Annotated in this window: 20 protein-coding genes; 3 read left to right on the forward strand and 17 right to left on the reverse strand. The window is 55.7% G+C overall.

Going from position 1 to position 23,748, the window contains the following annotated elements; all coding sequences use genetic code 11:
* Nucleotides 1–18: 18 nt before the first annotated feature.
* The 15 genes from WEB64_RS05695 to WEB64_RS05765 all read right to left on the reverse strand — a co-directional run bounded on the left by WEB64_RS05695 (nucleotide 19) and on the right by WEB64_RS05765 (nucleotide 17,302).
* On the reverse strand, nucleotides 19–1,365 hold the full coding sequence (locus tag WEB64_RS05695; RefSeq protein WP_368059943.1) for a TRAP transporter large permease: 1,347 nt from the start codon (nucleotides 1,363–1,365) through the stop codon (nucleotides 19–21).
* 3 nt (nucleotides 1,366–1,368) lie between these two features.
* Nucleotides 1,369–1,974, reverse strand: a complete 606-nt coding sequence (locus WEB64_RS05700; RefSeq protein WP_368059941.1) for a TRAP transporter small permease — start codon at nucleotides 1,972–1,974, stop codon at nucleotides 1,369–1,371.
* An 83-nt stretch (nucleotides 1,975–2,057) separates the two neighbouring features.
* The gene (locus tag WEB64_RS05705; RefSeq protein WP_368059939.1) at nucleotides 2,058–3,134 is read right to left on the reverse strand and encodes a C4-dicarboxylate TRAP transporter substrate-binding protein; all 1,077 of its coding nucleotides are present in this window, start codon (nucleotides 3,132–3,134) and stop codon (nucleotides 2,058–2,060) included.
* A 34-nt stretch (nucleotides 3,135–3,168) separates the two neighbouring features.
* Nucleotides 3,169–4,236, reverse strand: a complete 1,068-nt coding sequence (locus tag WEB64_RS05710) for a C4-dicarboxylate TRAP transporter substrate-binding protein (protein ID WP_368059937.1) — start codon at nucleotides 4,234–4,236, stop codon at nucleotides 3,169–3,171.
* A gap of 186 nt (nucleotides 4,237–4,422) precedes the next feature.
* Nucleotides 4,423–4,881, reverse strand: coding sequence for a PaaI family thioesterase (locus WEB64_RS05715; protein ID WP_368059935.1), 459 nt, complete (start codon nucleotides 4,879–4,881; stop codon nucleotides 4,423–4,425).
* Between the two features lie 128 nt (nucleotides 4,882–5,009).
* Entirely contained in the window at nucleotides 5,010–6,563 is a 1,554-nt protein-coding gene (locus tag WEB64_RS05720; protein ID WP_368059933.1) for an acyl-CoA synthetase, read from the reverse strand.
* 37 nt (nucleotides 6,564–6,600) lie between these two features.
* The gene (locus WEB64_RS05725; RefSeq protein WP_368059931.1) at nucleotides 6,601–7,395 is read right to left on the reverse strand and encodes an enoyl-CoA hydratase/isomerase family protein; all 795 of its coding nucleotides are present in this window, start codon (nucleotides 7,393–7,395) and stop codon (nucleotides 6,601–6,603) included.
* A gap of 40 nt (nucleotides 7,396–7,435) precedes the next feature.
* Complete coding sequence (locus tag WEB64_RS05730; RefSeq protein WP_368059929.1) at nucleotides 7,436–8,566, reverse strand: CaiB/BaiF CoA transferase family protein; 1,131 nt, start codon at nucleotides 8,564–8,566, stop codon at nucleotides 7,436–7,438.
* A 69-nt stretch (nucleotides 8,567–8,635) separates the two neighbouring features.
* Nucleotides 8,636–9,862: a CoA transferase gene (locus tag WEB64_RS05735; RefSeq protein ID WP_368059927.1), complete on the reverse strand. Its 1,227-nt coding sequence runs from the start codon at nucleotides 9,860–9,862 to the stop codon at nucleotides 8,636–8,638.
* 1 nt (nucleotide 9,863) lies between these two features.
* Entirely contained in the window at nucleotides 9,864–10,721 is an 858-nt protein-coding gene (locus WEB64_RS05740) for a MaoC/PaaZ C-terminal domain-containing protein (protein WP_368059925.1), read from the reverse strand.
* A gap of 71 nt (nucleotides 10,722–10,792) precedes the next feature.
* A complete protein-coding gene (locus WEB64_RS05745) occupies nucleotides 10,793–11,713 on the reverse strand; it encodes an SDR family NAD(P)-dependent oxidoreductase (protein ID WP_368059923.1) in 921 nt (306 codons plus the stop codon).
* Between the two features lie 37 nt (nucleotides 11,714–11,750).
* Entirely contained in the window at nucleotides 11,751–13,442 is a 1,692-nt protein-coding gene (locus WEB64_RS05750; RefSeq protein WP_368059921.1) for an acyl-CoA dehydrogenase family protein, read from the reverse strand.
* A gap of 23 nt (nucleotides 13,443–13,465) precedes the next feature.
* Nucleotides 13,466–14,665: an acetyl-CoA acetyltransferase gene (locus tag WEB64_RS05755; protein ID WP_368059919.1), complete on the reverse strand. Its 1,200-nt coding sequence runs from the start codon at nucleotides 14,663–14,665 to the stop codon at nucleotides 13,466–13,468.
* 29 nt (nucleotides 14,666–14,694) lie between these two features.
* Nucleotides 14,695–16,143 (reverse strand): hydroxymethylglutaryl-CoA synthase family protein, encoded by a 1,449-nt coding sequence (locus tag WEB64_RS05760; protein WP_368059917.1) that lies wholly within the window; start codon nucleotides 16,141–16,143, stop codon nucleotides 14,695–14,697.
* A gap of 19 nt (nucleotides 16,144–16,162) precedes the next feature.
* Nucleotides 16,163–17,302, reverse strand: a complete 1,140-nt coding sequence (locus WEB64_RS05765) for an acyl-CoA dehydrogenase family protein (RefSeq protein WP_368059915.1) — start codon at nucleotides 17,300–17,302, stop codon at nucleotides 16,163–16,165.
* A 248-nt stretch (nucleotides 17,303–17,550) separates the two neighbouring features.
* On the opposite strand from WEB64_RS05765, the gene WEB64_RS05770 reads away from it, so the two are divergent.
* Entirely contained in the window at nucleotides 17,551–18,549 is a 999-nt protein-coding gene (locus WEB64_RS05770) for a LysR family transcriptional regulator (protein ID WP_368059913.1), read from the forward strand.
* 216 nt (nucleotides 18,550–18,765) lie between these two features.
* Nucleotides 18,766–19,914 carry a DcaP family trimeric outer membrane transporter gene (locus WEB64_RS05775; protein WP_368059911.1) on the forward strand — a complete coding sequence of 383 codons (1,149 nt, stop codon included), beginning with the start codon at nucleotides 18,766–18,768 and terminating at the stop codon, nucleotides 19,912–19,914.
* Between the two features lie 216 nt (nucleotides 19,915–20,130).
* Here the strand turns inward: WEB64_RS05775 and WEB64_RS05780 are convergent, their stop codons facing one another.
* Nucleotides 20,131–21,189 carry a class I SAM-dependent methyltransferase gene (locus WEB64_RS05780; RefSeq protein ID WP_368060814.1) on the reverse strand — a complete coding sequence of 353 codons (1,059 nt, stop codon included), beginning with the start codon at nucleotides 21,187–21,189 and terminating at the stop codon, nucleotides 20,131–20,133.
* A 168-nt stretch (nucleotides 21,190–21,357) separates the two neighbouring features.
* Complete coding sequence (locus WEB64_RS05785) at nucleotides 21,358–22,497, reverse strand: AraC family transcriptional regulator (RefSeq protein ID WP_368059909.1); 1,140 nt, start codon at nucleotides 22,495–22,497, stop codon at nucleotides 21,358–21,360.
* Between the two features lie 121 nt (nucleotides 22,498–22,618).
* Between WEB64_RS05785 and WEB64_RS05790 the strand changes: the two genes are divergently transcribed.
* The gene (locus WEB64_RS05790) at nucleotides 22,619–23,689 is read left to right on the forward strand and encodes an alpha/beta fold hydrolase (RefSeq protein ID WP_368059907.1); all 1,071 of its coding nucleotides are present in this window, start codon (nucleotides 22,619–22,621) and stop codon (nucleotides 23,687–23,689) included.
* Nucleotides 23,690–23,748: the final 59 nt, after the last annotated feature.

The raw sequence follows: 23,748 nt of genomic DNA on the forward strand, positions 1-23,748 counted from the left end.
ATGTCGCGTTATCGAACATCACGACATGGCATTGGGAATTAACAGGGAAATAATCGGGAAAGCCACGATGAGGCCCAATACCACAAAGTCCGCGACCAGAAATCTCATCACGCCGAAGAAGATGGTGTGGACCTTTATTTCCTTTGTCACCACGCTGTTTATAACAAACACATTCATGCCAAGGGGCGGGGTCACCAGACCGATTTCAAGCAGCTTCACAACCACCACACCAAACCAGATCAGATCCATACCCATGCCTTCCACGACCGGAATTACAAATGGCAAGGTCAGCAACATGGTGCCGATGGAGTCCAGGAACATGCCCAGTCCAACGTACAGCAGGACGATAAAGAACAGTACCATCCAGGTTTCCAGCCCGAGACCTGCGACGAAAGCGACAAAGGCCCCGGTCACCCCGGTAAGGGAGACGAACGACACGAAGATCTTTGCCCCGATGGCAATGAAAAACAGGGACGCCGTCTGGTAGGCAGTTTCTTTCAGAGAACTGAGAAAGTCTGCCCATTTCAGGCGACGGGATATGACGCCAAACCCGATCACAAAGGCAAGACTGATAGCAGCCGCTTCCGTGGCCGTGAAAATTCCGCCGTAGATGCCGCCAATGATAATCGTCATCAGCGCCAGGGCTGGCCAACCCTTGAGCCCAGCCTTGAACTTGTCCCTGAGGGTATACCGCAACTCGTCCGGTATGGGTGCATCGCTGGGTTTCCACAGCGACCAGATCACGACCACCAGAATGAACCCCACCATCGTCAGAACACCCGGCAAAACACCCGCCATAAACAGCTTGTTTACCGACTGCTCGGTGAACATACCGTAGAGAATAAACAGTACGCTGGGCGGAATCAGCGACCCGAGCGTGCCACCCATCGCCACAGTTGAAGTTGCCAGTTGTTTGCCGTAGCCAAACCGGAGCATCTCCGGTACGCAGATTCGACCCATGGAAGATGCACAGGCCAGACTTGAGCCGGTAATGGCCGAGAAACCACCACAACCGAACAGCGACGCGATCGCCAGACCACCCGGCATCCGGGCCAGCCAGACCCGGACAGCCGCATAAATGTCTGTGGTGATTCGGGTGTGATAGGCAATGTGTCCCGCTGCAATAAATAACGGGATCATGCTCAGGGAATAGGAATGAATGAAATCAAAGGCGTTGGTCTCGATCAACGATAACGCAGGACGTATACCTCGCTCAAAATCGAAATCACGGCCTGGGCGCCAGGCGTAGGTAATCAACGAGCAGACCGACGCAACGCTGACCAGAACAAAGGCAATGGGCACTCGCAGAAACATCAGCACCAGGGCGACAACAAATCCATAGGCACCGATTACAGTGGGTTCCATGAATTACAACTCCTCGGAAGGCAGGTCTGGCCGGGGTTTGATCACCCCCAATGAGCACAGGAGATCCGTTACGGTCAGGTCGACCAGGCGAAGAAAAAACAGAAAATAACCGGCAAAAAACGCCGTGGCACCGGGCCATTTGGGTAGCTGTAACATGCCAAAGAAATAGCCACCTGAGGTATAGGCATCCACCATCGTCATATAGGCCGCATAGGTAATAGGCATAACCGCCAACAGGCCAACGATGGCCGTCAATAGATTGAGAACCTGCTGAAATCGCGGCCCCAGTTTCTGGGTGAAAATCTCGACAGCAATGAACCCCCGATCAGCGCCCACATAAGCTAACGGCAGGATCAGTGCACCTATCATCAATTCACCGATGATAGTGACCTCATCGGTAACCCCGGAGTTACCAAAAGTGCGTAACAGCACACTGGCGGTAATCAGCACACCCATAATGAGAATGCAGATGGCGCCAAGGTAAATGAACGCATTTTCAAGCCATGACAGGCAGCCACGCAGTTTTCTGACAGGCTTCGGGCCCGGGCCGCAATATTCCGGATCGGAACCGTGTGGATCAGGCGGTAGGTAGGAGTGGATACTCTTCATTGCTGAAATCCTGAAACCGGTCGAGGTAGTTGATAGCCGGGCGCCTCAGGGGCGCCCGGCATTCCTGCTGACTCAGGGACGGATCAGGCTTCCCACGGATAGCCTTTCTCATCCAGTACTTGCTGGTATTTGGCCAGCAACTGCTGGTATTCCTCCCAGATACCCTGGCCGTCGAATCCGGCCTGGTTCATCTCTTCAATCCATTGCTCAATATACTTGCCGGACAGACTGAGCAACTTGTCACGCTCTGAATCAGCCATCTTGATGACTTCGATCTCGTTACCCAATTCACCTGTGGGCAAGGCATCGATAATGACCTGGCTTTCTTCAATCACCGTCTCGGCGTAGAAGTCCACCATATCGGAACCTGTTTCCCGCATAAGCTGCTGCTGGGCCTCATTGAGATCCTCCCAGCTGTACTTGTTCATCATGATGGCGAAACCGGTAATCTGGCCCCAGTTCGTCAGGGTGACACTGCTGGTTACTTCCGGCGTTTTGAAGGAACGCATGGCATAAAGATAACCAGCAGAACAGTCCACCAGACCGCTATCCAGAGCCTGATAGACTTCACCGTAAGTAAAGTTCACCAGATTGGCTCCTATTTCATCGACGATCTTGGCGTAGATAACCGAAGCGCGAATCCGCTTGCCTTTCATATCTTCAACGGTGCGGATCGCATTGCCTTCCGTGCACTCTAGCTGGACTGGCGTGGTGGTGTAGTTCCCCACATAAACCACCCCCTCATCAGCAAAAGAGTCCTGGATCTGCTCGTTGGTCGTCATCAGGTCGTACATGGCTCGCATCGCGACCCAGGGATCAGAATTACCCTCAACCGGGATATCCCCGATGCTCAAACCACGCATTTTGGTCGGCTCATAGGCTGCCAGAACGCTCCCCATATCCGCGGTGCCAGCGGATACGCCATCCAGAATGCCGGAGTACTTGAGCAATGCTCCACCCCAATGAATGTCCAGGGCGAGATCGCCGCCGGAACGTTCATTAATTTCATCGGCAAAGAACTGCAATGCCTCTGCCCGGCTACCACGGTTGGGCGTGGCTTCGGCATAACGCAAGGTGGTTTCGGCAAGGGCTTGCCCTGCCATGGCAAGGGCTAAAAATGAGCCCATACAAAGGGTTTTTATCGAGTCGACTGACTTCATAACTAGGTTGTCCTTTTTTTGTTTTCCAGGGGGGTTATTCGGCCCAGGGATAACCCGAGCTCTTAAGCTTCTGCTGGTATTGCTCCAGCAGTTCTTCGTAGCGGCTCCACAGTTGTTCGCCGGGAATACCCGCCTGATCCGCATCCTCAATCCAGCTGTCACGGAACTTGAGGGTGGCCTCCAGAATCCGCTCTCTTTCCTCTGATGCGATGGGTTTGACCGGAACGGTCTTGCCAAAGCCACCTGAATCCAGCATCTCGGCGACCTCCTCGCCATCTTCAATCAACAGTCTGGCGAAATGGTCGATCATGCGGGAGCCTGCCTCTCGCAGGATCTCCTGCTGTTCTCCATCAAGGTCCTGCCAGGAGTATTCATTCATGACTATGGCAAAGCCCAGCAACTGCCCCCAATCGACACGGGTTACTGTCTCTACTACTTCATAGGTCTTGTAGGCCCGCATGGTGTAGAAATAGCTGCCGAGACAGTCCACAAGTCCGCTGTCCAAGGCTTGATAGACTTTCCCGAAGGTCATATTGACCATGTTCGCACCCAAGTCATCCAGCACTTTGCTGTAGGTGCCGGTGGCCCGCATCCGTTTGCCTTTGATGTCTTCAACGGTCTTTATCTCATTGCCTTCCGTGCACTCGAACTGAACACCGGAGGTGCTGAAGTTACTGAGATAGACCAGTTCACGCTCACTCATGGCCTCGGCCATCGCTGGCTCTTCGGTCATCAGGTCGTACATCGCGCGCATACCCACCCAGGGGTCGGAGTACTCAAGCGGAATATCGCCAATACCGAGCGCCGTCAGCTTTGAAGGTTCGTAGGATGAGAGTACCGAGCCCAGATCTGCGGTCCCCGCCGCGACACCGTCCATCACGCCACTCCACTTGAGCAGCGCACCGCCCCAATGGATATCGACCCTCATCTCACCCTCGGATATGCGCTCGACTTCGTCAGCGAAATACTGCACAGCCTCGGCGCGAGTACCACGGTTGGGGCCACCTTCGGCGTATCGAAAGACAACGTCTGCCGTTGCCTGACCGACGCCGAGCAGCCCCAGGAGGGGAAGCAGGCATAAACGTTTCATGGACGGTTTCATGGTTATGTCTCCAGTGCTGATTGTTGTTATTGAACTAAGAGATACATCACCGTGGTGGTGCTGTGAGTTCAACCTAGCACCGCAGACCAATATCAACAATGACCCATATTTTATATAATATATGCCATTATTTTATTGGTTGATTTATGCATTTATTTATCGGGAAGGAAGGCCTAACGGGCAGGCTTAAACTGAGGGAACTCCCTCCTCGTTCTCGCCGCCGAATACATACCGGAAGGTTCCGGCGCCGGTAGCGATAAGCTGGTCGTCACGGGTAATCCGAGCCTCCACAAAGAACATTTTGCGGCCGCGGCTGATCAGGTGGGCTTCAACCCGCAACAGCCCATCCTGGGCGGGGTTGATAAAGTGGGTATTCATAGACACCGTAATGCATTTGCGGACATTGCCTGGCACTGAGCACCAGGTGCCACACAGGCCAGCTGCGGAGTCCAGCAGGGACATAAATACCCCGCCATGCACAAAGCCGTTGCGATTCATATGTTGGTCGCCCAGCGGCACCGTTAACGCACAGAAGTCTTTTCGCCACTCCGTAACGGTAAACCCCAGGGCATCCCTGAAACCGGTCATGTTTTCGGTTTCAGTCTTAAAGTTATTTGCATTACCACTGCTATCGTTTATCGGCATTTTTCTGATTTCCCGGGCGAACTGAAAACCCTACTTCTCGCCCTATCCATATTACAAATAAGTTATGTTTTTATAGCAAACATGCCTTAATCGAATATCTTCATGGAAGCGCGCTCACGCTAACCTGATCAGATATTCCGGCCAGCCTGCTGCCAGTATTTATCCCGCAAGCGACGCTTGAAAATCTTGCCTGAGTCCTCCCGGGGAAGGTCGTTGCCGATCTCTATCCGTCTCGGGACCTTGAACCCCGCCAGATGTTCCCGTAAATAGGCCCTGACCTTCTCGGTATCCAGCGTGATGCCGCTCTGCGCTTCCACCACTGCCATCAGTGATTCGCCAAACTCTTCGTCGGGAATACCGAAAATCACGCAATCCTTGATACCCGGATAGTTGTGCAGAACCGCCTCTATCTCAGCAGGATAGATATTCACACCCCCGGAGATCACCATGTCTTTTACCCGGTCGGCAATAAACAGGAAGCCGTCCTCGTCCAGATAACCCATGTCACCGGAGGTAACGTAGCCATCCTTTTCCATCTCAGCACGGGCTTCCGGCTTACGGTTGTAGGTGAAATCCATCAGCGGAAACTGTGAATAGATCTCACCGATCTGGCCGGCGGGCACGATATCCCCATTCTCGTCCAGAATTCGAATATCCGCTTCCGGTACCGTCTTGCCGACACTCCCGGGCTTGGCAAGTGCTTGTTCGGAATTACAGGCACTGACCGCACTGGATTCTGTGGAGCCGTAAAACTCATTGATCACCGGGCCGAACCATTCGATCATCCTGCGTTTGACGTCCGCCGGGCAGGGGGCGGCAGCATGGATAATGAACTCGAGGCTCGACAGGTTGAATTTATGGCGAACGTCCTCCGGCAACTTCAGTAACCGGATGAACATGATCGGTACCATAATCGCCGCCGTCAGCCGGTACTCCTCAATTAATGACAGGAATTCCTCAGAATCAAACTTCGGCATGATCACCAACAAGTCACTGATTTTGGAAGCCTGCATGGCATAGCCATTGGGCGCACTGTGATAAAGCGGCCCCGGCACAGTACAGCGGGCGCCCGGTCCGCAGCCGTAAACCCGGGTCCGGAAATCCCGCAGTATGGCGGCGCCTTCGGCATTGAGCGGAATCCGGCGAACACCTTTCGGATGTCCCGTGGTGCCGGAGGTATACAACATGGAGGACGGCCCCTGAACGGGCGGGGCCTGCAAGGGCTGTTCCGAATCCAGCAAACGATGCCAGTCGGCTTCCCCCTCCGGCACAGTGCACTGATCAGCCGACAGATCAAAAGGCTCGCGGATATCTTCGTGGGTTTCCACCAGGATACAACTGACACTGGCAGGAATGGCCTCCTTCACCTTCCGGTACAGGTCGGCGTGGATGACCAGAACCCGGGCACCGGAATCATTCAGTATATAAGTGAGTTCTTCTCCCGCCAGGTGCCAGTTGATAGGCACCGCATAAGCCCCGACATAGTTGGCGGCGTGGTTGGCAGTCATGAAGTGAATGTCGTTACGCATGAAGATACCCACGCACTCCCCCTCACCGATCCCCATCTTGCTGAAGACGCTGGCAGCACGCCTTACATCATTCTGGAACATCTCATGGGTGAAATGCCGTGAGCCGCAAACGATACCTTTGAATGTTGTCTTGTCGATTGTTGTATTGGTCACTGCTACGCCTCCTGAAAGCCGGTCAGGCCAGATCGGGTCAATGCCCTTTAAATTCCGGTTCGCGCTTCTCATTGAATGCGACGACGCCCTCAATCCAGTCGTCCGCCATGACCGTGTCCCCGAAAATCTCGGCTTCTGCTTGTAGATGCTCTTCAAGGGAATTGTCAGAGGCGGACAGAATCAGTTTCTTGATATTGCCATAGGCGCGAGTGGGGCCATTAGCCAGCCGATCCGCCAGCTCCTTGGTTTTCGCCGCGAGTTCCCCGGTGGGCACAACACGATTGATAAGACCCATGCCCAGTGCTTCCTGCGCAGTGAAACGATCGCCCAGAAGCGCTATTTCCATGGCCCTCTTGGTGCCCACAAGACGTGGCAGGTAATAGGAGGCGCCCCCATCCGGGCTGCTGGCAATCTTTGAATAAGCCAGGGTGAAGAAGGCATCTTCGGACGCCACCACCATGTCGCAGCAAAGCGCAAGACTAACGCCCGCACCGGCCGCCGCACCCCGAACGCTGGCAATCACCGGTTTATTCAACCGCCGCATGGCGTACATGATGGTATTGAGACCATGGATACGATTGATAAAGGTAAGACGACGTTCTTCCGGGGGCAGCTTGGTGAACGCCATGAAGGACTTGACGTCACCACCGGCCAGAAAGTGCTCACCGGCGCCACGCAAAACAATGCAGCGAATGTCGTCATTAAGCTCCGCTTCCTGCAAGCGGTCCCGGATTTCGGTGCGCATTTCCAGTGACAACGCGTTACGGGCTTCCGGGCGATTCATGGTCAGGTAGGCGACCTGGCCATCGATCTCGTAGTTCAAATGACTCATAATGTCTTATCCTGTCGGGTGATTAGCATGTGGTCGGTGGTTAACCACAGACTTTTGCGGATCGCATGGCTTCCAGCTGTTCAGGCGCAAAACCCAGCTCGCCCAGCACCTCTGCGGTATCCGCGCCATATTGCCGGGCCGCAAAGCGAATGCCCGGTGCGGTGCGACTGAAGCGGGGCGCCGGTGCTGGTTGCTGCATGCCGTCCACCTCAACATAGGTTTGCCGGACCTGGTTGTGGGGATGTGCCCAGGCTTCTTTCAGATCCAGCACCGGGGCAAAGCAGATATCGGTGCCTTCCATCAATTCACACCATTGGTCCCGGGTTTTCTGACGGAACACCTGCTCCAGCGTTTTCTTTAACCGGGGCCAGCGGCTGCGATCCAACTGCTCGCCGAACTCCGCTTTCGGAAGCTCTGCAACCTCCATCAACTGGGCATAGAACTGGGGTTCTATCGAGCCAATGGAAATGTACTTGCCATCACTTGTTTCGTAGCAGTCGTAGTAATGGGCGCCGGTATCGAGGCGATTGGTTCCGCGCTGCAGGGAGTGCACGCCCATTTCATGGGCGGTATGGAACATTGACATGAGCACCGCCGAACCGTCCGTCATGGCGGCGTCAATGACCTGCCCCTCACCGGACCTGGCCGTTTCCAGCAGAGCCGAAACAATACCCAGAGCGAGGAACATACCGCCACCGCCAAAATCACCCACCAGATTCAGAGGTGGTACCGGCTTTTCTCCAGCTCGGCCAATCGCGCCGAGCACACCCGTAAGAGAGATATAATTGATATCGTGGCCAGCGGCTTTCGATAGCGGGCCGTATTGTCCCCACCCGGTCATGCGACCATACACCAGCCGCGGGTTACGCTGCATGCATTGCTCAGGCCCGATGCCCAATTTTTCGGTCACCCCGGGGCGAAAACCTTCGAACAATGCGTCTGCCGTCTCTGTCAGTTTGAGTAAGGCTTCGACACCCTCTTCACTTTTCAGGTTCAGCGCGATCGAACGTTTGCCCCGGCGACTGCAATCCAGGGCTGGCTTTGAAGCTTGCGCCCCGACGCGTTCAACACTGATCACTTCCGCGCCCAGATCAGCCAGTACCATGCCGCAGAATGGCCCAGGGCCAAGCCCGGCCAGCTCGATAATCCGAAACCCGTTCAATGGTCCCATTCTGTTCTCCTGCCGGGCGTTGGTGGCCCAGCGTTTCTTGTCTTTGTTGGTCAAATGCAGTGGGTGGTCCTACTGCTCACTACCGGCTACAACTTTATCGTCGAACAGCTTGCCAATCTCACCGCTGGACAGCCCCAGGGTCTGCGCCAGAATTTCCTCAGTGTGCTCGCCGAGTTTCGGTGCCCGAAGCACCGGGTCACGATCCATGCCGGTGAACCGGAGGGGATGGTCGGGCATCAGGTATTCACCGATTCCGGGCTGATCAACCAGCTGGAACAATGGATTGTCCGTGGAGCAATCCATATCCGAACTCACCGTTTCCCTGATGGTCTGATACTTACCCCAGCAAACACCGGCATTATCCAGCTCAGTGCTGACTTGGCTGTAAGGACGCTCATTGAACCAGGGTTTGAAGATAGCGGTAATGTCGTCACGACCCTTGTAGCGATCACCTTCTTTACTGAAATCCAGGCCTGCGCGCGTCTGCAATTCATGGATCGGATTTTCGGTGCCGGTCACTGCGACGATTGCCTTCCACTGGTTCGGGCTGACCCCCACGATCATTACCCGTTCACCGTCGCTGCACTGGAAATCATGCCCATAGGTGCCAAATATGTCGTTGCCGATCGCCTCGCGGTCGGCATTGTTGATCATGGCTTCAGCGATGTAGCCGAGATTACCCAGCGTAGCCAGAGCAACGTCTGCCAGCGCAATCTTAACCAATTGACCTTTACCGGTACGGGAGCGATGACGCTCCGCAGCCAGCAAACCCAGGGCAATCTGCTGGCCGGTGATCACATCCCAGGCAGGCATGGGATTGTTCAGGGGCGGGATTTTTCCGGCCTCACCCACACCCGTGATGGACGGGAAGCCAACCTTGCAGTTGACGGTATAGTCCAGAGCACTCTTGCCATGACGGTCACCGGTGAGGTTCATGTAAATCAGGTCTTCCCGAAGTTCTTTCAGGCGCTCATAGGAAAGCCAGCCTTTGGCCGGGAAATTGGTGAGAAACATGCCGCAATCATCCCCGGGAAGCGTAATGAGGCGTGACAGGATTTCCTGACCTTCCGGACGGCGGATGTCCACCGCGATGGACCGCTTGCCTTTGTTCAGGCTATGCCAGTAAAGGCTCTCGTTATTACTGGTCACCGGCCAGCGGCGGTAATCGATGCCGCCGCCGATGGGGTCGAAACGAATCACATCCGCTCCCAGTTGCGCCAGCGTCATGCCCCCCGAGGGCGCGGCCACAAAAGCACTGCCCTCAATGACCCGTAGTCCGGAAAGAATATTCTGCATATCAGCTTACCTCAGCATAGCCGTTGTTGATCACGACCAGATCCCGCTCCACAGAGCGACAACGGAAGGCCACGGAATTCCCTTCGCGCCAGATTTCAGTGCGAATGGTTTCGCCCGGATAAACCGGTGCCGAGAAGCGCACACTCATTCGGTGAAAACGCGCTGGATCATAATCACACAGGGTTTTAACAAGAGCGTGGCAGGCCACCCCGAAGGTGCACAGGCCGTGAAGGATGGGGGCTTCGAAGCCCGCATTTTTCGCCACATCCGGGTCGGCGTGGAGCGGGTTGTAGTCCCCGGACAGCCGGTAAATCAGGGCCTGCTGCGGCAGCGTTGGCAGGTCACATACCGTATCCGGCTCGCGGTCGGGAATGGGATTCGGCTTCGGGGTCTGCCCGGCAGGGCCACCAAAACCCCCATCGCCGCGGGCAATCGTGGTCATTAATAACGTACATAGCGGCTCATCTGTCGCGGCGTCCATCACGGTGCGTTCGGAGAAAATAAGGGCGCCTTTGCCCTCCCCCTTGTCGATCACATCGGTGACACGAGTGGTGGCATACACCTGACCGGAGGCAGGCAGCGGCTTGTGCATGACCACCTCCTGGCCGGCGTGCAAAACCTTCACCCAGTCGATCCCGGTGTCCGGCTCTTTCGCCCAGAAGCCCGGGTAAGCCATAACCACCGCCATACTGGGTAGCGCTTTCAGGCCATCCTCGTAAACGAACGGCAGGCAATCCCGGTCGAGGGGATCAATACCCAGACCCACACCCAGGGCGTACAGAATGGAATCTTTCTCGGTGTATTTCTGGTCGATACGTTCGAACTTGCGATTTACAAGTTTGTCGTAACTGATGGCCACGTGCATCCTCCTTCGTCTGGAAAAGACTCCCTCCGGTTATACCGGACGGAGTCGTTGCTAACCGCGGTTGTTCAGAACGGGTCCCAGCTGAAGATATCCGCCGAGCGGCTGAGCGGGTAGAAATCCGCTTCAAAGGCAGGCATCACCCGGCTCAGTATTGTCTCCGGCGTCCAGCCATCAGCCGTGTGCGCAGAACGAATCGGCCGCGGCTGACTGAACAGGAAGATCTCGTTATTGCGGACGCCAAAGATCTGACCTGTCACATGCTTGGCCTGGTCACTGCACAGGGATACCACCAACGTGGAAATCTTGTCCGGCGTCATCTTCTGGATCTTCGCGACACGCTCTTTCTGGGCCTCGTCTTCTGTCGGGATGCTTCCGATCAGTCGGCTCCAGGCAAACGGTGCGATGCAGTTCGAGGTAACACCAAACCGGTCCATATCCAGGGCCATGGACTTGGACAGGCCCACAATGCCCATTTTGGCTGCGGAGTAGTTGGCCTGCCCGAAATTACCGATCAAGCCAGACGTGGACGTCATGTTCACAAAGGTACCACTGCCCTGCTGTCGGAAATGCGGTGCTGCCGCGCGACTGACGTTGAAAGTGCCCTTGAGATGCACAGCAAGAACGGACTCGAAGTCCTGCTCCGACATCTTGTGAAAAATGCCATCGCGAAGATTGCCGGCGTTGTTAACGACGCAGTCGATCTGACCGAAAGTGTCAAGTGCGGTCTGGATGATGGCCTGGCCACCTTCCCATTCGGTCACGCTGTCAAAACTCGACACGGCTTCACCGCCAGCTTCCTTGATTGCAGATACGACTTCGTCAGCAGGGGCCTGGTCGTTACCAGCACCGTCAGCACCGCCGCCAATATCATTAACCACGACTTTAGCACCGTGTTCCGCGAGCATCAGAGACGTGGCGCGACCGATACCACGACCACCACCGGTCACCACAATGACTTTTCCATCCAACATTTTTTTATCGCTCATAACATTCTCCCGAAAGGTTTCTTGTAGGTTTGTGATTTCAAGCCTGCGCAACCAGGTTTCTTGCAATGACTTTCAACGCGAGGGTTTCTTCAGCCCCCTCGAATATGGGCAGTACCCTCGCATCGACAAAGTAGCGGCTGACATCTGACTCCTCGGCATAACCCATGCCACCATGAATCTGCATGGCCTCACGGGTTACCCACTCTGCCGAACGGCAGGTAAACAGTTTCACCAGGCTGGCTTCCATCTGGCCGCCGCCATCGTCCATCATGCGGGCAACCGCGTAGCTGAACTGACGGGAAGCGGTAAGAGTCGACATCATCCGGCCCAGTTTCACCTGGGTGAGCTGATAATCACCCACCGCCTTGCCGAACACCTTGCGGTCTTTGGCGTAGCTCAAGGCCTTTTCAAATGCAGCCTGCATCACTCCGGTTGCCCGGGCGGCGGTCTGGATCCTTCCGCCAGCAAATCCGGCCATAGTGAAGTAGAAGCCCTGACCACGGCCTTTCTCACCGCCAATCAAGCCGTCAGCCGGCACAAAATAGTCTTCAAAAAAAACGTCGTATGAATGCATGCCCCGGTAGCCCAGCGTGGCTATAGCCTTACCGGAAATAACACCGCCAGCCGGTTGTTGGTGGTGGAACTCGTGGCCAGCAGCTGGCGGTTTTTCCACCAGGAAGAGGCTTAGACCCCGGTGACCCAGCGACGGGTCCGGCTCACTCCGGGCCATCGCCAGCAGCATCCCGGCCTTGCCTGCAAAGGTGCACCAGGTTTTGCTGCCGTTAAGAACCCAGCCGCCTTCAACCGGCGTCGCCTTCAGCCCGAGAGAAGCCACATTCGAGCCATAATCGGGTTCGGTGATGGCGATCGCACAGAGGGTTTCGCCTGAGGCAATTCGCGGCAACCATTTCTGCTGTTGTTCGTCGGTACCGCCCTGCAGCAGAGCCTTGGCGGCGATCTCCGGACGGGTTATCAGACTACCAGCGGCTCCCAGTGACGCTCGTGATAATTCTTCGGTTACAACAATCATGCCCAGACTGTCCGGCTTATCATCGGGCAACAAACCGCCAAACCGCTCTGGAATACTGATGCCGAAACAGCCGAGTTCCGCTGCTGGCTTGAGAATCTCATCGGGGATATCGAGGTCCTGCCGGTGGATTGCGCCGGCCAGCGGCATCACCACGTCGTTGGCAAACCGCGCGAACATGTCCCGCACCATTTCCTTTTCTTCGCCAAGAGCGGACGGCAAACGGGTACTGCCTCGTTCCGCCACGGTGGCTCCGATAGCCGCCAGGAAGTCACTATTTCCAAACTGCCCGACAAGCTGCTCGATGTCCCCGTCGCTGTACAAGCCAATGATCGTGGCGCGATCAAGCCCAACATCTCCGGCGCGGGCCAGCAAACGCTGGATGGCCGAGGGCACCGCTTCGGCGCAGAAAGCAAGTGCCACATCCCGGGCAAGCTCGTCTTCTACACCTGCTTGCACGGCGTAATGACAGACCGCATCAGAAGCAGAGAGCTCCGCTGCGCAGAAGGCTGCCTCATAACAGCTCAACTGGTGCCGGTCCAGCAGGCCTGCGCTCAGCCGACCCTCTTCAGTGCAATAGGCTTTGAGGTTCTTGAGGGCCAGCCCAAGCTGCTTCCGGACCTTGTCCAGACTGCGTTGGGCTACCGCCAGTGATTCGGCGTCGCTGCCCGACTGCATAACGGCTGTTTGTGTGTGGCTCATCAGATCACCTGTTCCTTCGACATTTACTCGTAACGCCCGATAATCGAGATGCTACAGATATTCTGGTGCGGGAAGCCCCCAAGGTTGTGGTTCAGGGCCAGGCGGGCGTTCGGCAGTTGCCGGTCCCCTGCCCGCCCCTGGAACTGCAGGTAGTTTTCGTAAATCATGCGCAAACCCGAGGCCCCAATGGGATGGCCGAAACATTTGAGACCGCCATCAATCTGGCAGGGGATTCGACCACCCGCATCAAAATCACCGTTTAACACGTCACGCACTGCCTGACCTTCATCAGACAACTGCAGGTCTTCCATGGTCACCAGCTCGGTAATCGAGAAGCAGTCATGAACTTCCGTCATGCTGATTTCTTCCCGGGGTTTTTTGATACCGGCTTCATTATAAGCACGCTGGGCAGCAATACGCGTGGTCTTCAGGTAAGACCCGTCCCAGTCACTAAAACTGGCCTCATCACCGTTGGAAACCGCCAATTGCAACGCCTTCACGGACACCAGGTCTGTTTTACCCAGTCGCCGGGCTATCTCAGGCGTGGTTACGATGGCGCAGGCGGAGCCATCACTCACGCCGCAGCAATCATACAAGCCAATCGGTTCTGCAATATAAGGGGCATTGATGGCTTGCTCTTCCGTGATTTCACGACGCAGGTGGGCCTTCGGATTCTTCGCCCCGTTGGCATGACTCTTTACTGAAACATGCGCCATGGCGCGCTTCAATTCAGTCTTATCGAGACCGTGTTTGGCCCGGTAGCCGCTCGCCAGTTGGGCAAACGAGCCCGGCGCTGACAGATTGGGCCAGAACATGTCGTTTTCCACGCCGCGAGTGCGTTGGGGCAGACCGCCGTAACCGACATCCTTCAGTTTCTCCACACCCAGCGCCAGGGCGATATCACAAGCACCGGAGGCAACCGCGTAAACCGCTCCGCGAAATGCTTCGGTGCCAGTTGCACACATATTTTCAACCTTGGTTACCGGAATGTTCGACAACCGCAAGGCAAGGGACAAAGGCAATGCACTGGAGCCCACGTTGTAGGCATCAATACCGGCGCCAAACCAGCCCATTTCAATGTCCTTTTTCTCGATCCCCGCGTCAGCAAGACATTCCTCGAAGGCTTCCACCATCAGATCGGCAGGGCTGGCATCCCAGCGCTCTCCGAACTTGCTGCAACCCATCCCCAGGACCACTACTTTGTCTTTGATTCCACTAGCCATATTCAATCACCTGTTGTCAGCTGCGCGTGTTATTGCCCGGAGGGTGTCGCCTTCCAGAAATATTTCCGGAAGCCCCGCTGGTTATCGAACTGTCGGATACGGAAATGCAGACTGACGGCGACACCGGTGTCGATGCTCCCCTCCTCTACTTCCGTGAAGTCCATCATCATTCGACCACCACCCTCGAACTCCACCAATCCGAAATAAGCGGGCGGGTTCCAGTCAAAGGTCAGGCGGTCAGCAGTCCAGGTTTTCACCCGACCGGGTAAGGCGGACATCGGGTAATCATCCTGACTGTGCAATGCGCCACAATCAGGATTGACGCAATAGTTCTCCTTCGGGATCTGGATGGTGCCGCACTCGCGGCACTTGCCACCGACAAAGCCGGTCAGCAGATCCTTTTTGCGGTACATCGCAGCCAGATAACTCTGCTTGTCCAGCTCGCCACGCTTGCCGGTTTCGCGTTCAACCAGATTATTGAAGCTAAGGAAGCGGTTATAGTTCTCATCGGGACGACGACGTTCGAGTGCCCCGGCGAAGCCCGTTTTCGGTCGACGTGCCCCAACCTGATCGGTAGCCCTGAAAAGCACGACATCGGTACCCTGGCCAAAGCCTGCGAGCATGATCAGATCGCCAGGCTTGGCAGCTTCAAGCGCTGATGTCAGCATAAGAATCGGGTGGGCCGCACCAGAGACACCCGTCGTCGCAATGTGATTGTCAACGACGGCTTCCGCCGACACTCCGAGCTTTTTGGCAACCGCAGCCGGTGTTTTGGCCTGATCCGATGCCAGCACGAAATGGGCAATCTCGCTGACCTTTACGCCCGCTTTTTCCAGCAGCCGGGAAGCGGCCAGCGGCACACTCTTGAGGTAACCTTCGTCCCGTATCCAGCGCTCTTCCCACTCATAATCCAGCGTGGAGTCTTCACCGCGGTAGTGATCGACAAAGTCTGTTACATAGGTCTCGCTACCAAGATACTCAGCAATCACGCCGTTACTGCCCACACCCAACGCAGCAGCGCCATCACCCCAGAGCATTTCCGCCCGGGAGCCGCACTTACTGCGACGATGCTCAGAAGCCACCAGCATGGCGGCGCCTTTATCAGAACCGCCAGCTTCCAACATCGCAATCAGGGCCGAGGTCGCCGCGCGCTGGGAAGCGCTGACGTCCATGGTGCGCAGATGGTCACCCAGATTCAGCGCCTGGCTGACCACCACCGAGTTCTGCCGATCAAGGAAAGGCAAGGTAGTGGAGGCCAGATACAGGGCGCCCACCGAGCTGGCGTCCAGCAGGGATAAACAGTCCTGCCCGGCTTCCACGGCCATGGTGATCGTATCTTCATCCCAGTTGCAGACACTGCGCTCACCTTTCGCAAGACCCCGCAGGCTGGCATCGAACCAGTCATTGGCGTCAGCTATGGCTGCCCTGGAGAGCCGGCTTCTCGGTATATAGGCACCGTAGGCGGTAATACCAAACATGTGTTTTCCTTCCTGTTTGTTAGAGGGAGCGGCCAATAACCAGCTTCATGATTTCTGAAGTGCCGCCGTAGATCCGACGTACCCGCGCGTCCACATAAATGCGGGAAATCGGGTACTCACGCATGTAGCCATAACCACCAAAGAGCTGCAGGCATTGGTCAACGACCTTGCCTTCATTTTCCGTAGTCCAGAGTTTGGCCATGGCGCCCTCTTCGGGGGTCAGGGTACCTTCATCGCACTTCTTGATGCACTGGTCGAGATAGGCCCAGCCCACTTCCAGGCTGGTTTTCATGTCGGCCAGCACAAACTGGGTGTTCTGGAACTCGGCAATGGCTTTGCCAAAGGCTTTACGCTCTTTGGTGTAGGCCACCGTCAAGTCAAATGCACGCTGGGCTTCAGCCTGGGCGCGACAGGCGATGGTGATGCGTTCGCGCGGAAGCTCACGCATCATGATTTTGAAGCCTTCACCCTCACCACCAACAAGATTGCCGACCGGCACCCGGACATCCTGGAAAAACATCTCGGAGGTGTCTGCAGCTTTCTGGCCAATCTTGTCGAGGTTGCGCCCGCGCGCGAAGCCTGGACGATCACACTCAACAATGATCAGGCTAATGCCACTGCCGCCTTTGCTTGGGTCCGTAGTGCAGGCAACCAATACGAAATCACAGTTCTGGCCGTTGGTAATAAAAGTCTTCTGGCCATTGATCACGTAGTCATCGCCATCACGAACGGCGCTGGTGCGCAGAGCCTTCAGATCACTGCCTACGCCTGGCTCTGTCATGGCAATAGCCGCAATTTTCTCGGCAGTCACCATCTTTGGCAGCCAGTATTGTTTTTGCTCTTCCGTGCCCGCGCTCATCAGGTAGTAGGCAACAATATCCGCCTGAACGGAGAAGCCAACACTGGCGCCGCCAATGGCGTAGCCAGTTTCTTCTGACAACACCATGTTGTAGAGAAAATCCGCGCCCGGGCCGCCGTACTCTTCCGGCACGCCGCAGCACAGAAAGCCGTTTTCCGCAGCCTTCTCCCACAGTGAGCGGGGCACCACGCTCTGCTCTTCCCACTGGTCTATATTCGGCTCCAGCTCAGTACGAAAAAAACGACGAACGTTGTCCCGGAAAAGTTCGTGCTCACTGCTGTAGATTGATCTGCTCTGCATCGGTGTTATTCCTTGTTATTCCCTGTTATTTCTTTAGCCGGTGGGCGCCGGTATAGAAGGGAGGGGAGCGTTGTTGGCTCCCGGCTATGATTCAACCGTATCAGCAAGAAAAATCTACAACAATTATATACTTTTTATATCAACCATCTTTTTTAGGCATATCTTACCAAAAAGCTTCCTCGTCCCCTATCAACCAAAATGGTATATAGTGAGCAATCAGATACTTCAACGTTATAGATGAGACTCCGATGCCCTTTAATCTGAACGTCGACTTACGCCAGTTGAATACCTTTCTGACCGTCGCAGACACCGGTAGTTTCAGCCGGGCTTCCGAGAAACTGTTTGTCGCCCAGCCTGCGCTGAGCCGTCAGATCCGGATGCTGGAAGAAGCACTGAATGTCGACGTTTTCGTACGCCACGGGCGTGGGGTGGTGCTTACTGCGGCAGGTGAACTGTTATATGAGCGTGCGCGCAGCTTGCTTCAGAGCCTCGAAAGAACCCAGGCCGACGTCACTGCGGTAGCGGGGGAAGTGACGGGGCAAGTTGTACTGGGGCTCCTTCCCACGGTGGCACACACATTCTCCGGCGCCATTATTGAGGAGTATCGCAAACGATTCCCCCAAGTAAATCTCGCGGTCAAATCCGCCATGAGCGGCACACTTCAACAGATGGTTATGCAGCATCGATTGAATCTCGCCATATCCTATAGCCAGAGTAACCATAAAAATCTGCGATACCGCCCGTTGCTTGAGGAACGGTTGTATCTGATCTCACCGACTAATACAAAAGTGTCCAACCGTTCTGAAATTACCCTGGATGAAGTGCTTGAATTGCCCTTGGTGATGCCGGAAGAAAAGCACGGGCTCAGAGTGACCATGGAAAAAGCAGCGGCAGAGCGGAACAAGTCGCTGAACCTCGCCCTGGAAGTGAGCGCCTGGCCAATGCTGACCGATATGGTTCGCAGGGGGCTTGGCTACACCATACTGTCCTCCGCCGCCGTTCATGAAATGACGACGCGCAAGGAAATCGTCGCTATTCCAATAACCTCGCCCGAGCTCAAAAGAACGCTTTCCATTGTCACACCGACTGACCTGCCCTCCTCAGTGGCAACATTGAAACTGGCGGAGATCATCATGCAGCAAGTCGCGGAACAGGTAGGAGCGGGAACCTGGCGAGGCAAGTTATTGTTTGACCCAAAAGAAATCAATCCGTCCAACAGGCACCCTAACCTGCTTGCAGATGTTTAACAGCCTCTCCAACGACGGACCACCTTCCTTTTCGCCTGCCCGCCTATAACCAGCCAGCATAGGCTGTATTCAATATAGATAATTGTTGAGGGCACCATCCGCTGCTAGTTTGCGGGTGGTACTTGGCGGGCAATCACAACTTTAAACGACGTCAGCCAAGGCAAGCCAGAGTAGATTGCCAATATTCCAACAATAATCTTTGGAGATGAAGACCCTATGTCGAACAATAAATTAGCCATGGCCATCAAATTGGCTACTGTCACTGCAGCACTTGGCGTCGCCGGACAGGCAGCCGCTATTGGATTTAACGCTGGCGATGCCACCGTCGACATCTACGGCTACGCCCGACTCAACGCCTCCTACGATATTGATGAAGATATCAGCCACGCAAATGGCACTCGTTCAGGTGATTTCTCCAAAGTGAACACCGGGGCGGAAGAGGATAACGAAGTTTCCGGTCATTTTGGTGCGGACGCAGTACAGTCACGCCTGGGTGTTCGAACGACTCTCCCGAACGATTTAAAAGTCACCGTTGAAGGTGACTTCCGTACCAGCACCAGCACTGTTCGTCTGCGCCATGCCTACGGCCAGTATGAGAACTGGATCCTGGGTCAGACCTGGTCGAACCACACCTCCTTCACCGGCGCCACGTCCGTGCTCGAATTTGACGGTGTAGCTGGCAACGCAGGCCTTTATAGTCGCTCAGCCCAGATACGTTACACCACTGGCGGTTTGTCGTTCTCTGCTGAAGATTCCAAGGCCAGTATCACGGACGGTGCTACCGCTGTATCCACCAAACAGAGCATCCCGACCTTTACCGCCCGCTACACCGGTAAAGCCGGGCCTTTAGCATTTTCAACGTCTGCCCTTGTACAGCAAGTTGGTTACGACACCGGCACCGAAGACGATTCCGCAATGGGCTTTGCTGCTTTCGGCTCCGCCAAGTTCAGCGTCACCGACGCCGTCAGCATTCAGGGCAACGTCAACTACACTGACGGCGCCAACGGCTACCTCTGGCGTTCAGGCACCAACTACTATGGTGAAGACGCCTACGTAACCGCCAATGGCGACGTCGAAACTATTACCGGTTACAGTGCCAATATCGGGGCCAGCGTCAAAGCCGGTCCGGGTGCATTCAACATTGTTTATGGCATGACCACCATGGACTGGGACGACGCCGTCGACGATGGATTGGCCGTTGGTGACAAACACGAAACTAATACTAACGCCTTCGTTAACTACCAGTGGGTTCCGGTGGAGAACGTCGCCCTTGGCGTCCAGTATGGCTACTACGAGGTTGAAAAGGTAAATGGCGACGATGGCAATGCAAGCCGCCTGATGTTTGCTGCTCAATACAACTTCTGAACCCTTTAATCAGTACGAGAAATCCGGGTGAGAGCCCTGAACCAGGAAACGCCAGGCTGAGATTCAGCCTGGCGTTCGGTTCCAAGGCGCTCACCTGAGCCAACTATCTCCGGTTGTCACTGCGTTGTTGTGACTTCTTTGCCCTCTTATTAAAGAGGGCTTTTTTAAGTAACCTGTTCTTACCACGCACGACTCCCGAGCCCTTGATTTCAAATGTCACGGACGCGCCTCCAGAACAATATTGAAAGGCGTTTCTGCCGCCCGACGTACTGTTCGGAAACCGCCCGCCTTGATGACTTCCGTCAGTTTACGTTCGCCAGCCTGAGCACCAAGCGCGAGGCCGGTCTGTTGCGCCAGAGCCGTAGGCACACAGATGCTGGTCGAGGCTGCGTAGAACAAGCGCCCCACCGGATTGAAATTATCACTCAGCTCATCGCCTGCCATAGGCTCCACTATCATCCAGGTGCCATCCGACTTGAGCTGCTTTACTATGTGAGCGGCGGCACCGACTGGGTCGCCCATGTCATGCAGGGCATCGAAGCAGGTCACGAGATCAAAATTACCCTCCTTGAAGTCGACAGCCGTTGCCTGCTCAAAACGGAGCTGGCCTGGATTAAGGCCATGCTCGTCACGATGCTCATTTGCAGCCTCGATGGAGCCGCCATGGAAGTCATATCCGATGAACGTCGAGTTCGGAAACGCCGCCGCCATCAACAATGTCGAGTGACCATGACCGCAGCCGATATCGGCCACCTTTGCGCCCAGTTCAAGTTTCTCGACCACCCCGTCCAGCGCCGGTAGCCAACTCTGTACCAGATTGTGCAGGTAACCAGGGCGAAAGAACCTGGCCACCGCGCAGAACATACACGGAGCCTGATCACCCCACGCGACGCCCTCTCCGGTACGAAACGCTTCTCTAACCTTGGGCTCGTTTTCAAAGGTGGTGAAGGCATTCTCAAAGCCCCCCATCATGTAGACCGGGCTGTCCTCGTCGGCAAACACCATGGCTTGTTCCGGGGGCAACCGGAACCGTTTGGTTGAGGGGTCGTAGTCCAGGTAGTTTGAGGCGGCGTGGTGAGCCAGCCATTCACGAAGATACCGCTCGGAATAGCCGGTACGTTCGGCCAGCTCCGACGAAGTTGCGGGCCCTCCGCTTTGCAACTCCCGATACAGCCCGAGTTTATCTCCGATCTTCACCAGCGCCGCACTGTACGCGCCGCCCAGGTCACCAAGCACCTGCCCCACGAAGGCATTGAGCTTGTCTTCATCAAACATTTGAATAGCTTCCATGATCTTTCTCCCTGAAACAGTAGAGGTATGAGACTGTCGCAGCGGCGAACGTATGCTCTTCCTTCACAGAAGCCGGGCGCGCAGCGGACCGTACTATTGTGGGAGGATTCGTCTTCCGGATGAATGATCATCCGTCCGGAGTGTATGACCGTTCTACCGGATCTGCTGAACCGAACGCTCGCGGCGCCAAGTCGCGGGGGGCTGGCCGACGGCACGTTTGAAAGACCGGCTGAAGGCTTCCTCAGACTCATAGCCAACTTCATGGGCGATGCTGGCCATCTTGGCGTTACTTTCTACCAATAGGGTGGCAGCAAGCTGAATGCGCCAGCACCTCAGATAATGCATGGGCGGCTGCCCAACCAATTCGACAAACCGGTCCTGCAATGCGGAGCGTGAGAGACCGGCTTGGCCTGAGAGCTTTTCCAGTGTCCAGGCTTCCGCCGGTTGGCTGTGCATCAGGCTGAGAACCCGACCAACGTGTCGATCCCGCAAGGCGGCGAGCCATCCGGTTTTGTTTTTGGGCACTGAGCTTAGATAAAGTCGGACCAGATCAACGAACATCATTTCACTCATGCGTTCGAGAACGGCTTCACCACCGGGCCTCGCCGCACGGGACTCCGTTTCCGCAAGCCTGGCGAGCTGGCCGGCCCAGCTGTCCTCCGACAATTCGCTGGCGCGGGCATGAATCACCCTTGGCAAGGCGGACAGCAAAGGATTAAAAGGACCACTGTCGCAACCCAGAAAGCCACATAACAACGTTGCAGCGGGCGAATAAGACGCGGTTTCAGTTTGGGGAACGACCGACTGAATACGCTTATCATCTTGTTGGCGCACCATAAAAGGTAAGCCCTTGCGCTGTTTCAGATTGGCAATCAGAAAGGGAAGATCAGGCTCGGCACGCAACCCGGGGGCACTGGACATGACATGGGCATCGCCGTGGGCAAAGAGGACGACATCCCCGGCATTCATCTCAAACTGTGTTTCCCCGGTGATACCAGCCCAGCAGACACCATCCAGCAGGACGTGGTATTCCATCACGTGCTCAGAGGCTGGCATGACAACATGAGAAACCAACGCGGAGGCTGGTGCCTCTGTGACCCAGGCTCCGAAACACTGAACATTGAAAAACAACGCTCCGCGCAGATGAATACGACGAAGTAACCCGGAAAGCACATCCTCACTCATGATGGTTGCTCCGGTGTTGGTTGTTGCCAGCCCCGCAACTGTCTGGCTGATCAAATTATAGCCAACCATAACCGGAGAAAGAAAGCTCTCTCTGGTCTTTTCTACCATCGGGCCCCTTTGTGTCTAATGCGCCTGCCGCTTCGCTGGATCACCGTAAATGCGGCAAATCTCCGGTCAACGGGGTAGAGTAATGTTTGAGCCTTCGGGGCCTTGAAAGCGACTATGAATCATGCGACAGCGAATCAGTTTCTGCACAACTTCGGATGGTGTTCGTATTGCTTACGCCGTTGCTGGCAGCGGGCCCCCACTCATACGGGTCGGTGGTTGGCTAACTCATGTGGAACGCGATTGGGACAGCCCGGTTTGGCAACATTGGTTGCGCGAGCTCACCCATGAGCACACCCTTGCCCGATTCGACATCCGTGGCAGCGGGTTATCCGATCACGAGGTTGCCGAACAGGGCCTGGACGCGTGGGTGAAAGACCTGGAGGCAGTTGTCGACAGCCTGGAATGGAAGCGCTTTTCGATTATCGGGCTTTGTCAGGGCGGACCCATTGCTGTGCTATACGCCTCTCGTCATCCCCAGCGGGTAAACCGGCTGGTGCTTTACAATGCTTACACCAACGGGGCGTTTACTCGCGGCACCAGTGATCGCAATATCGAAGAGGCCGAGGCACTGGCGAGCATGATAAAAATCGGCTGGGGGCGCAAAACCGGTGCCTTCCGGGAGTTATTTGCCCGCCGTTTATCGCCTGGTCACAGCGTGGAGCAGATTGGTTGGTGGGACGAGCTGCAAAAAATCACGGCTTCCCCGGAAAACGCCGTCCGTCTGTGGCGTGGTTTCCATGAAATTGATATCCGGGACGTGCTTCAGGATATCCATGTTCCAACTCTGGTTGCCCACGTAGAAAATGATGCCATGGTGCCCTTCGAACTGGGGCGCAGTCTGGCCTCACAACTTCCTGATGCGCGTTTTCTACCATTGAAGGGCGCAAACCACATACTACAGCTTGAAGACCTCGCCTGGCCCGTGTTCGTCGGTGAATTGCGCCGCTTTCTGGCTGAAGGACCTGCGACCACCTGGAGCCCGGCTGCTGAGGTTGACAGACTGACGCACCGCCAGCGAGTGGTTCTCGACCGGGTAGCCCGGGGTGAATCAAATACCGAAATTGCCCAGGCCCTGTCTATTGCTACCAAGACTGTGCGAAATCATGTCAGTGCAATATGCGGCAAACTCGATATTTCAAGCCGGGCGCAATTGATCGTGCAGGCCCGGGAAAAAGGGTTCGGCGCGAATTGATCGCTATCCGGGACGCATGCCCCATGTATACGCCCTCCATTCCCCTGAACCGGGATAGC

This window comes from Marinobacter sp. (genome assembly GCF_040882185.1).
Taxonomy (GTDB): domain Bacteria; phylum Pseudomonadota; class Gammaproteobacteria; order Pseudomonadales; family Oleiphilaceae; genus Marinobacter.

Bases quoted from the DNA above. Each gene is read 5' to 3' on its own strand.
- WEB64_RS05735 (WP_368059927.1), bottom strand. From the start codon at position 9,862: ATGCAGAATATTCTTTCCGGACTACGGGTCATTGAGGGCAGTGCTTTT.
- WEB64_RS05755 (WP_368059919.1), bottom strand. From the start codon at position 14,665: ATGGCTAGTGGAATCAAAGACAAAGTAGTGGTCCTGGGGATGGGTTGC.
- WEB64_RS05790 (WP_368059907.1), top strand. From the start codon at position 22,619: ATGCGACAGCGAATCAGTTTCTGCACAACTTCGGATGGTGTTCGTATT.
- WEB64_RS05715 (WP_368059935.1), bottom strand. From the start codon at position 4,881: ATGCCGATAAACGATAGCAGTGGTAATGCAAATAACTTTAAGACTGAA.
- WEB64_RS05770 (WP_368059913.1), top strand. From the start codon at position 17,551: ATGCCCTTTAATCTGAACGTCGACTTACGCCAGTTGAATACCTTTCTG.
- WEB64_RS05730 (WP_368059929.1), bottom strand. From the start codon at position 8,566: ATGGGACCATTGAACGGGTTTCGGATTATCGAGCTGGCCGGGCTTGGC.
- WEB64_RS05750 (WP_368059921.1), bottom strand. From the start codon at position 13,442: ATGAGCCACACACAAACAGCCGTTATGCAGTCGGGCAGCGACGCCGAA.
- WEB64_RS05705 (WP_368059939.1), bottom strand. From the start codon at position 3,134: ATGAAGTCAGTCGACTCGATAAAAACCCTTTGTATGGGCTCATTTTTA.
- WEB64_RS05775 (WP_368059911.1), top strand. From the start codon at position 18,766: ATGTCGAACAATAAATTAGCCATGGCCATCAAATTGGCTACTGTCACT.
- WEB64_RS05695 (WP_368059943.1), bottom strand. From the start codon at position 1,365: ATGGAACCCACTGTAATCGGTGCCTATGGATTTGTTGTCGCCCTGGTG.
- WEB64_RS05710 (WP_368059937.1), bottom strand. From the start codon at position 4,236: ATGAAACCGTCCATGAAACGTTTATGCCTGCTTCCCCTCCTGGGGCTG.
- WEB64_RS05725 (WP_368059931.1), bottom strand. From the start codon at position 7,395: ATGAGTCATTTGAACTACGAGATCGATGGCCAGGTCGCCTACCTGACC.
- WEB64_RS05745 (WP_368059923.1), bottom strand. From the start codon at position 11,713: ATGAGCGATAAAAAAATGTTGGATGGAAAAGTCATTGTGGTGACCGGT.
- WEB64_RS05700 (WP_368059941.1), bottom strand. From the start codon at position 1,974: ATGAAGAGTATCCACTCCTACCTACCGCCTGATCCACACGGTTCCGAT.
- WEB64_RS05765 (WP_368059915.1), bottom strand. From the start codon at position 17,302: ATGCAGAGCAGATCAATCTACAGCAGTGAGCACGAACTTTTCCGGGAC.
- WEB64_RS05780 (WP_368060814.1), bottom strand. From the start codon at position 21,189: ATGTTTGATGAAGACAAGCTCAATGCCTTCGTGGGGCAGGTGCTTGGT.
- WEB64_RS05785 (WP_368059909.1), bottom strand. From the start codon at position 22,497: ATGGTAGAAAAGACCAGAGAGAGCTTTCTTTCTCCGGTTATGGTTGGC.
- WEB64_RS05760 (WP_368059917.1), bottom strand. From the start codon at position 16,143: ATGTTTGGTATTACCGCCTACGGTGCCTATATACCGAGAAGCCGGCTC.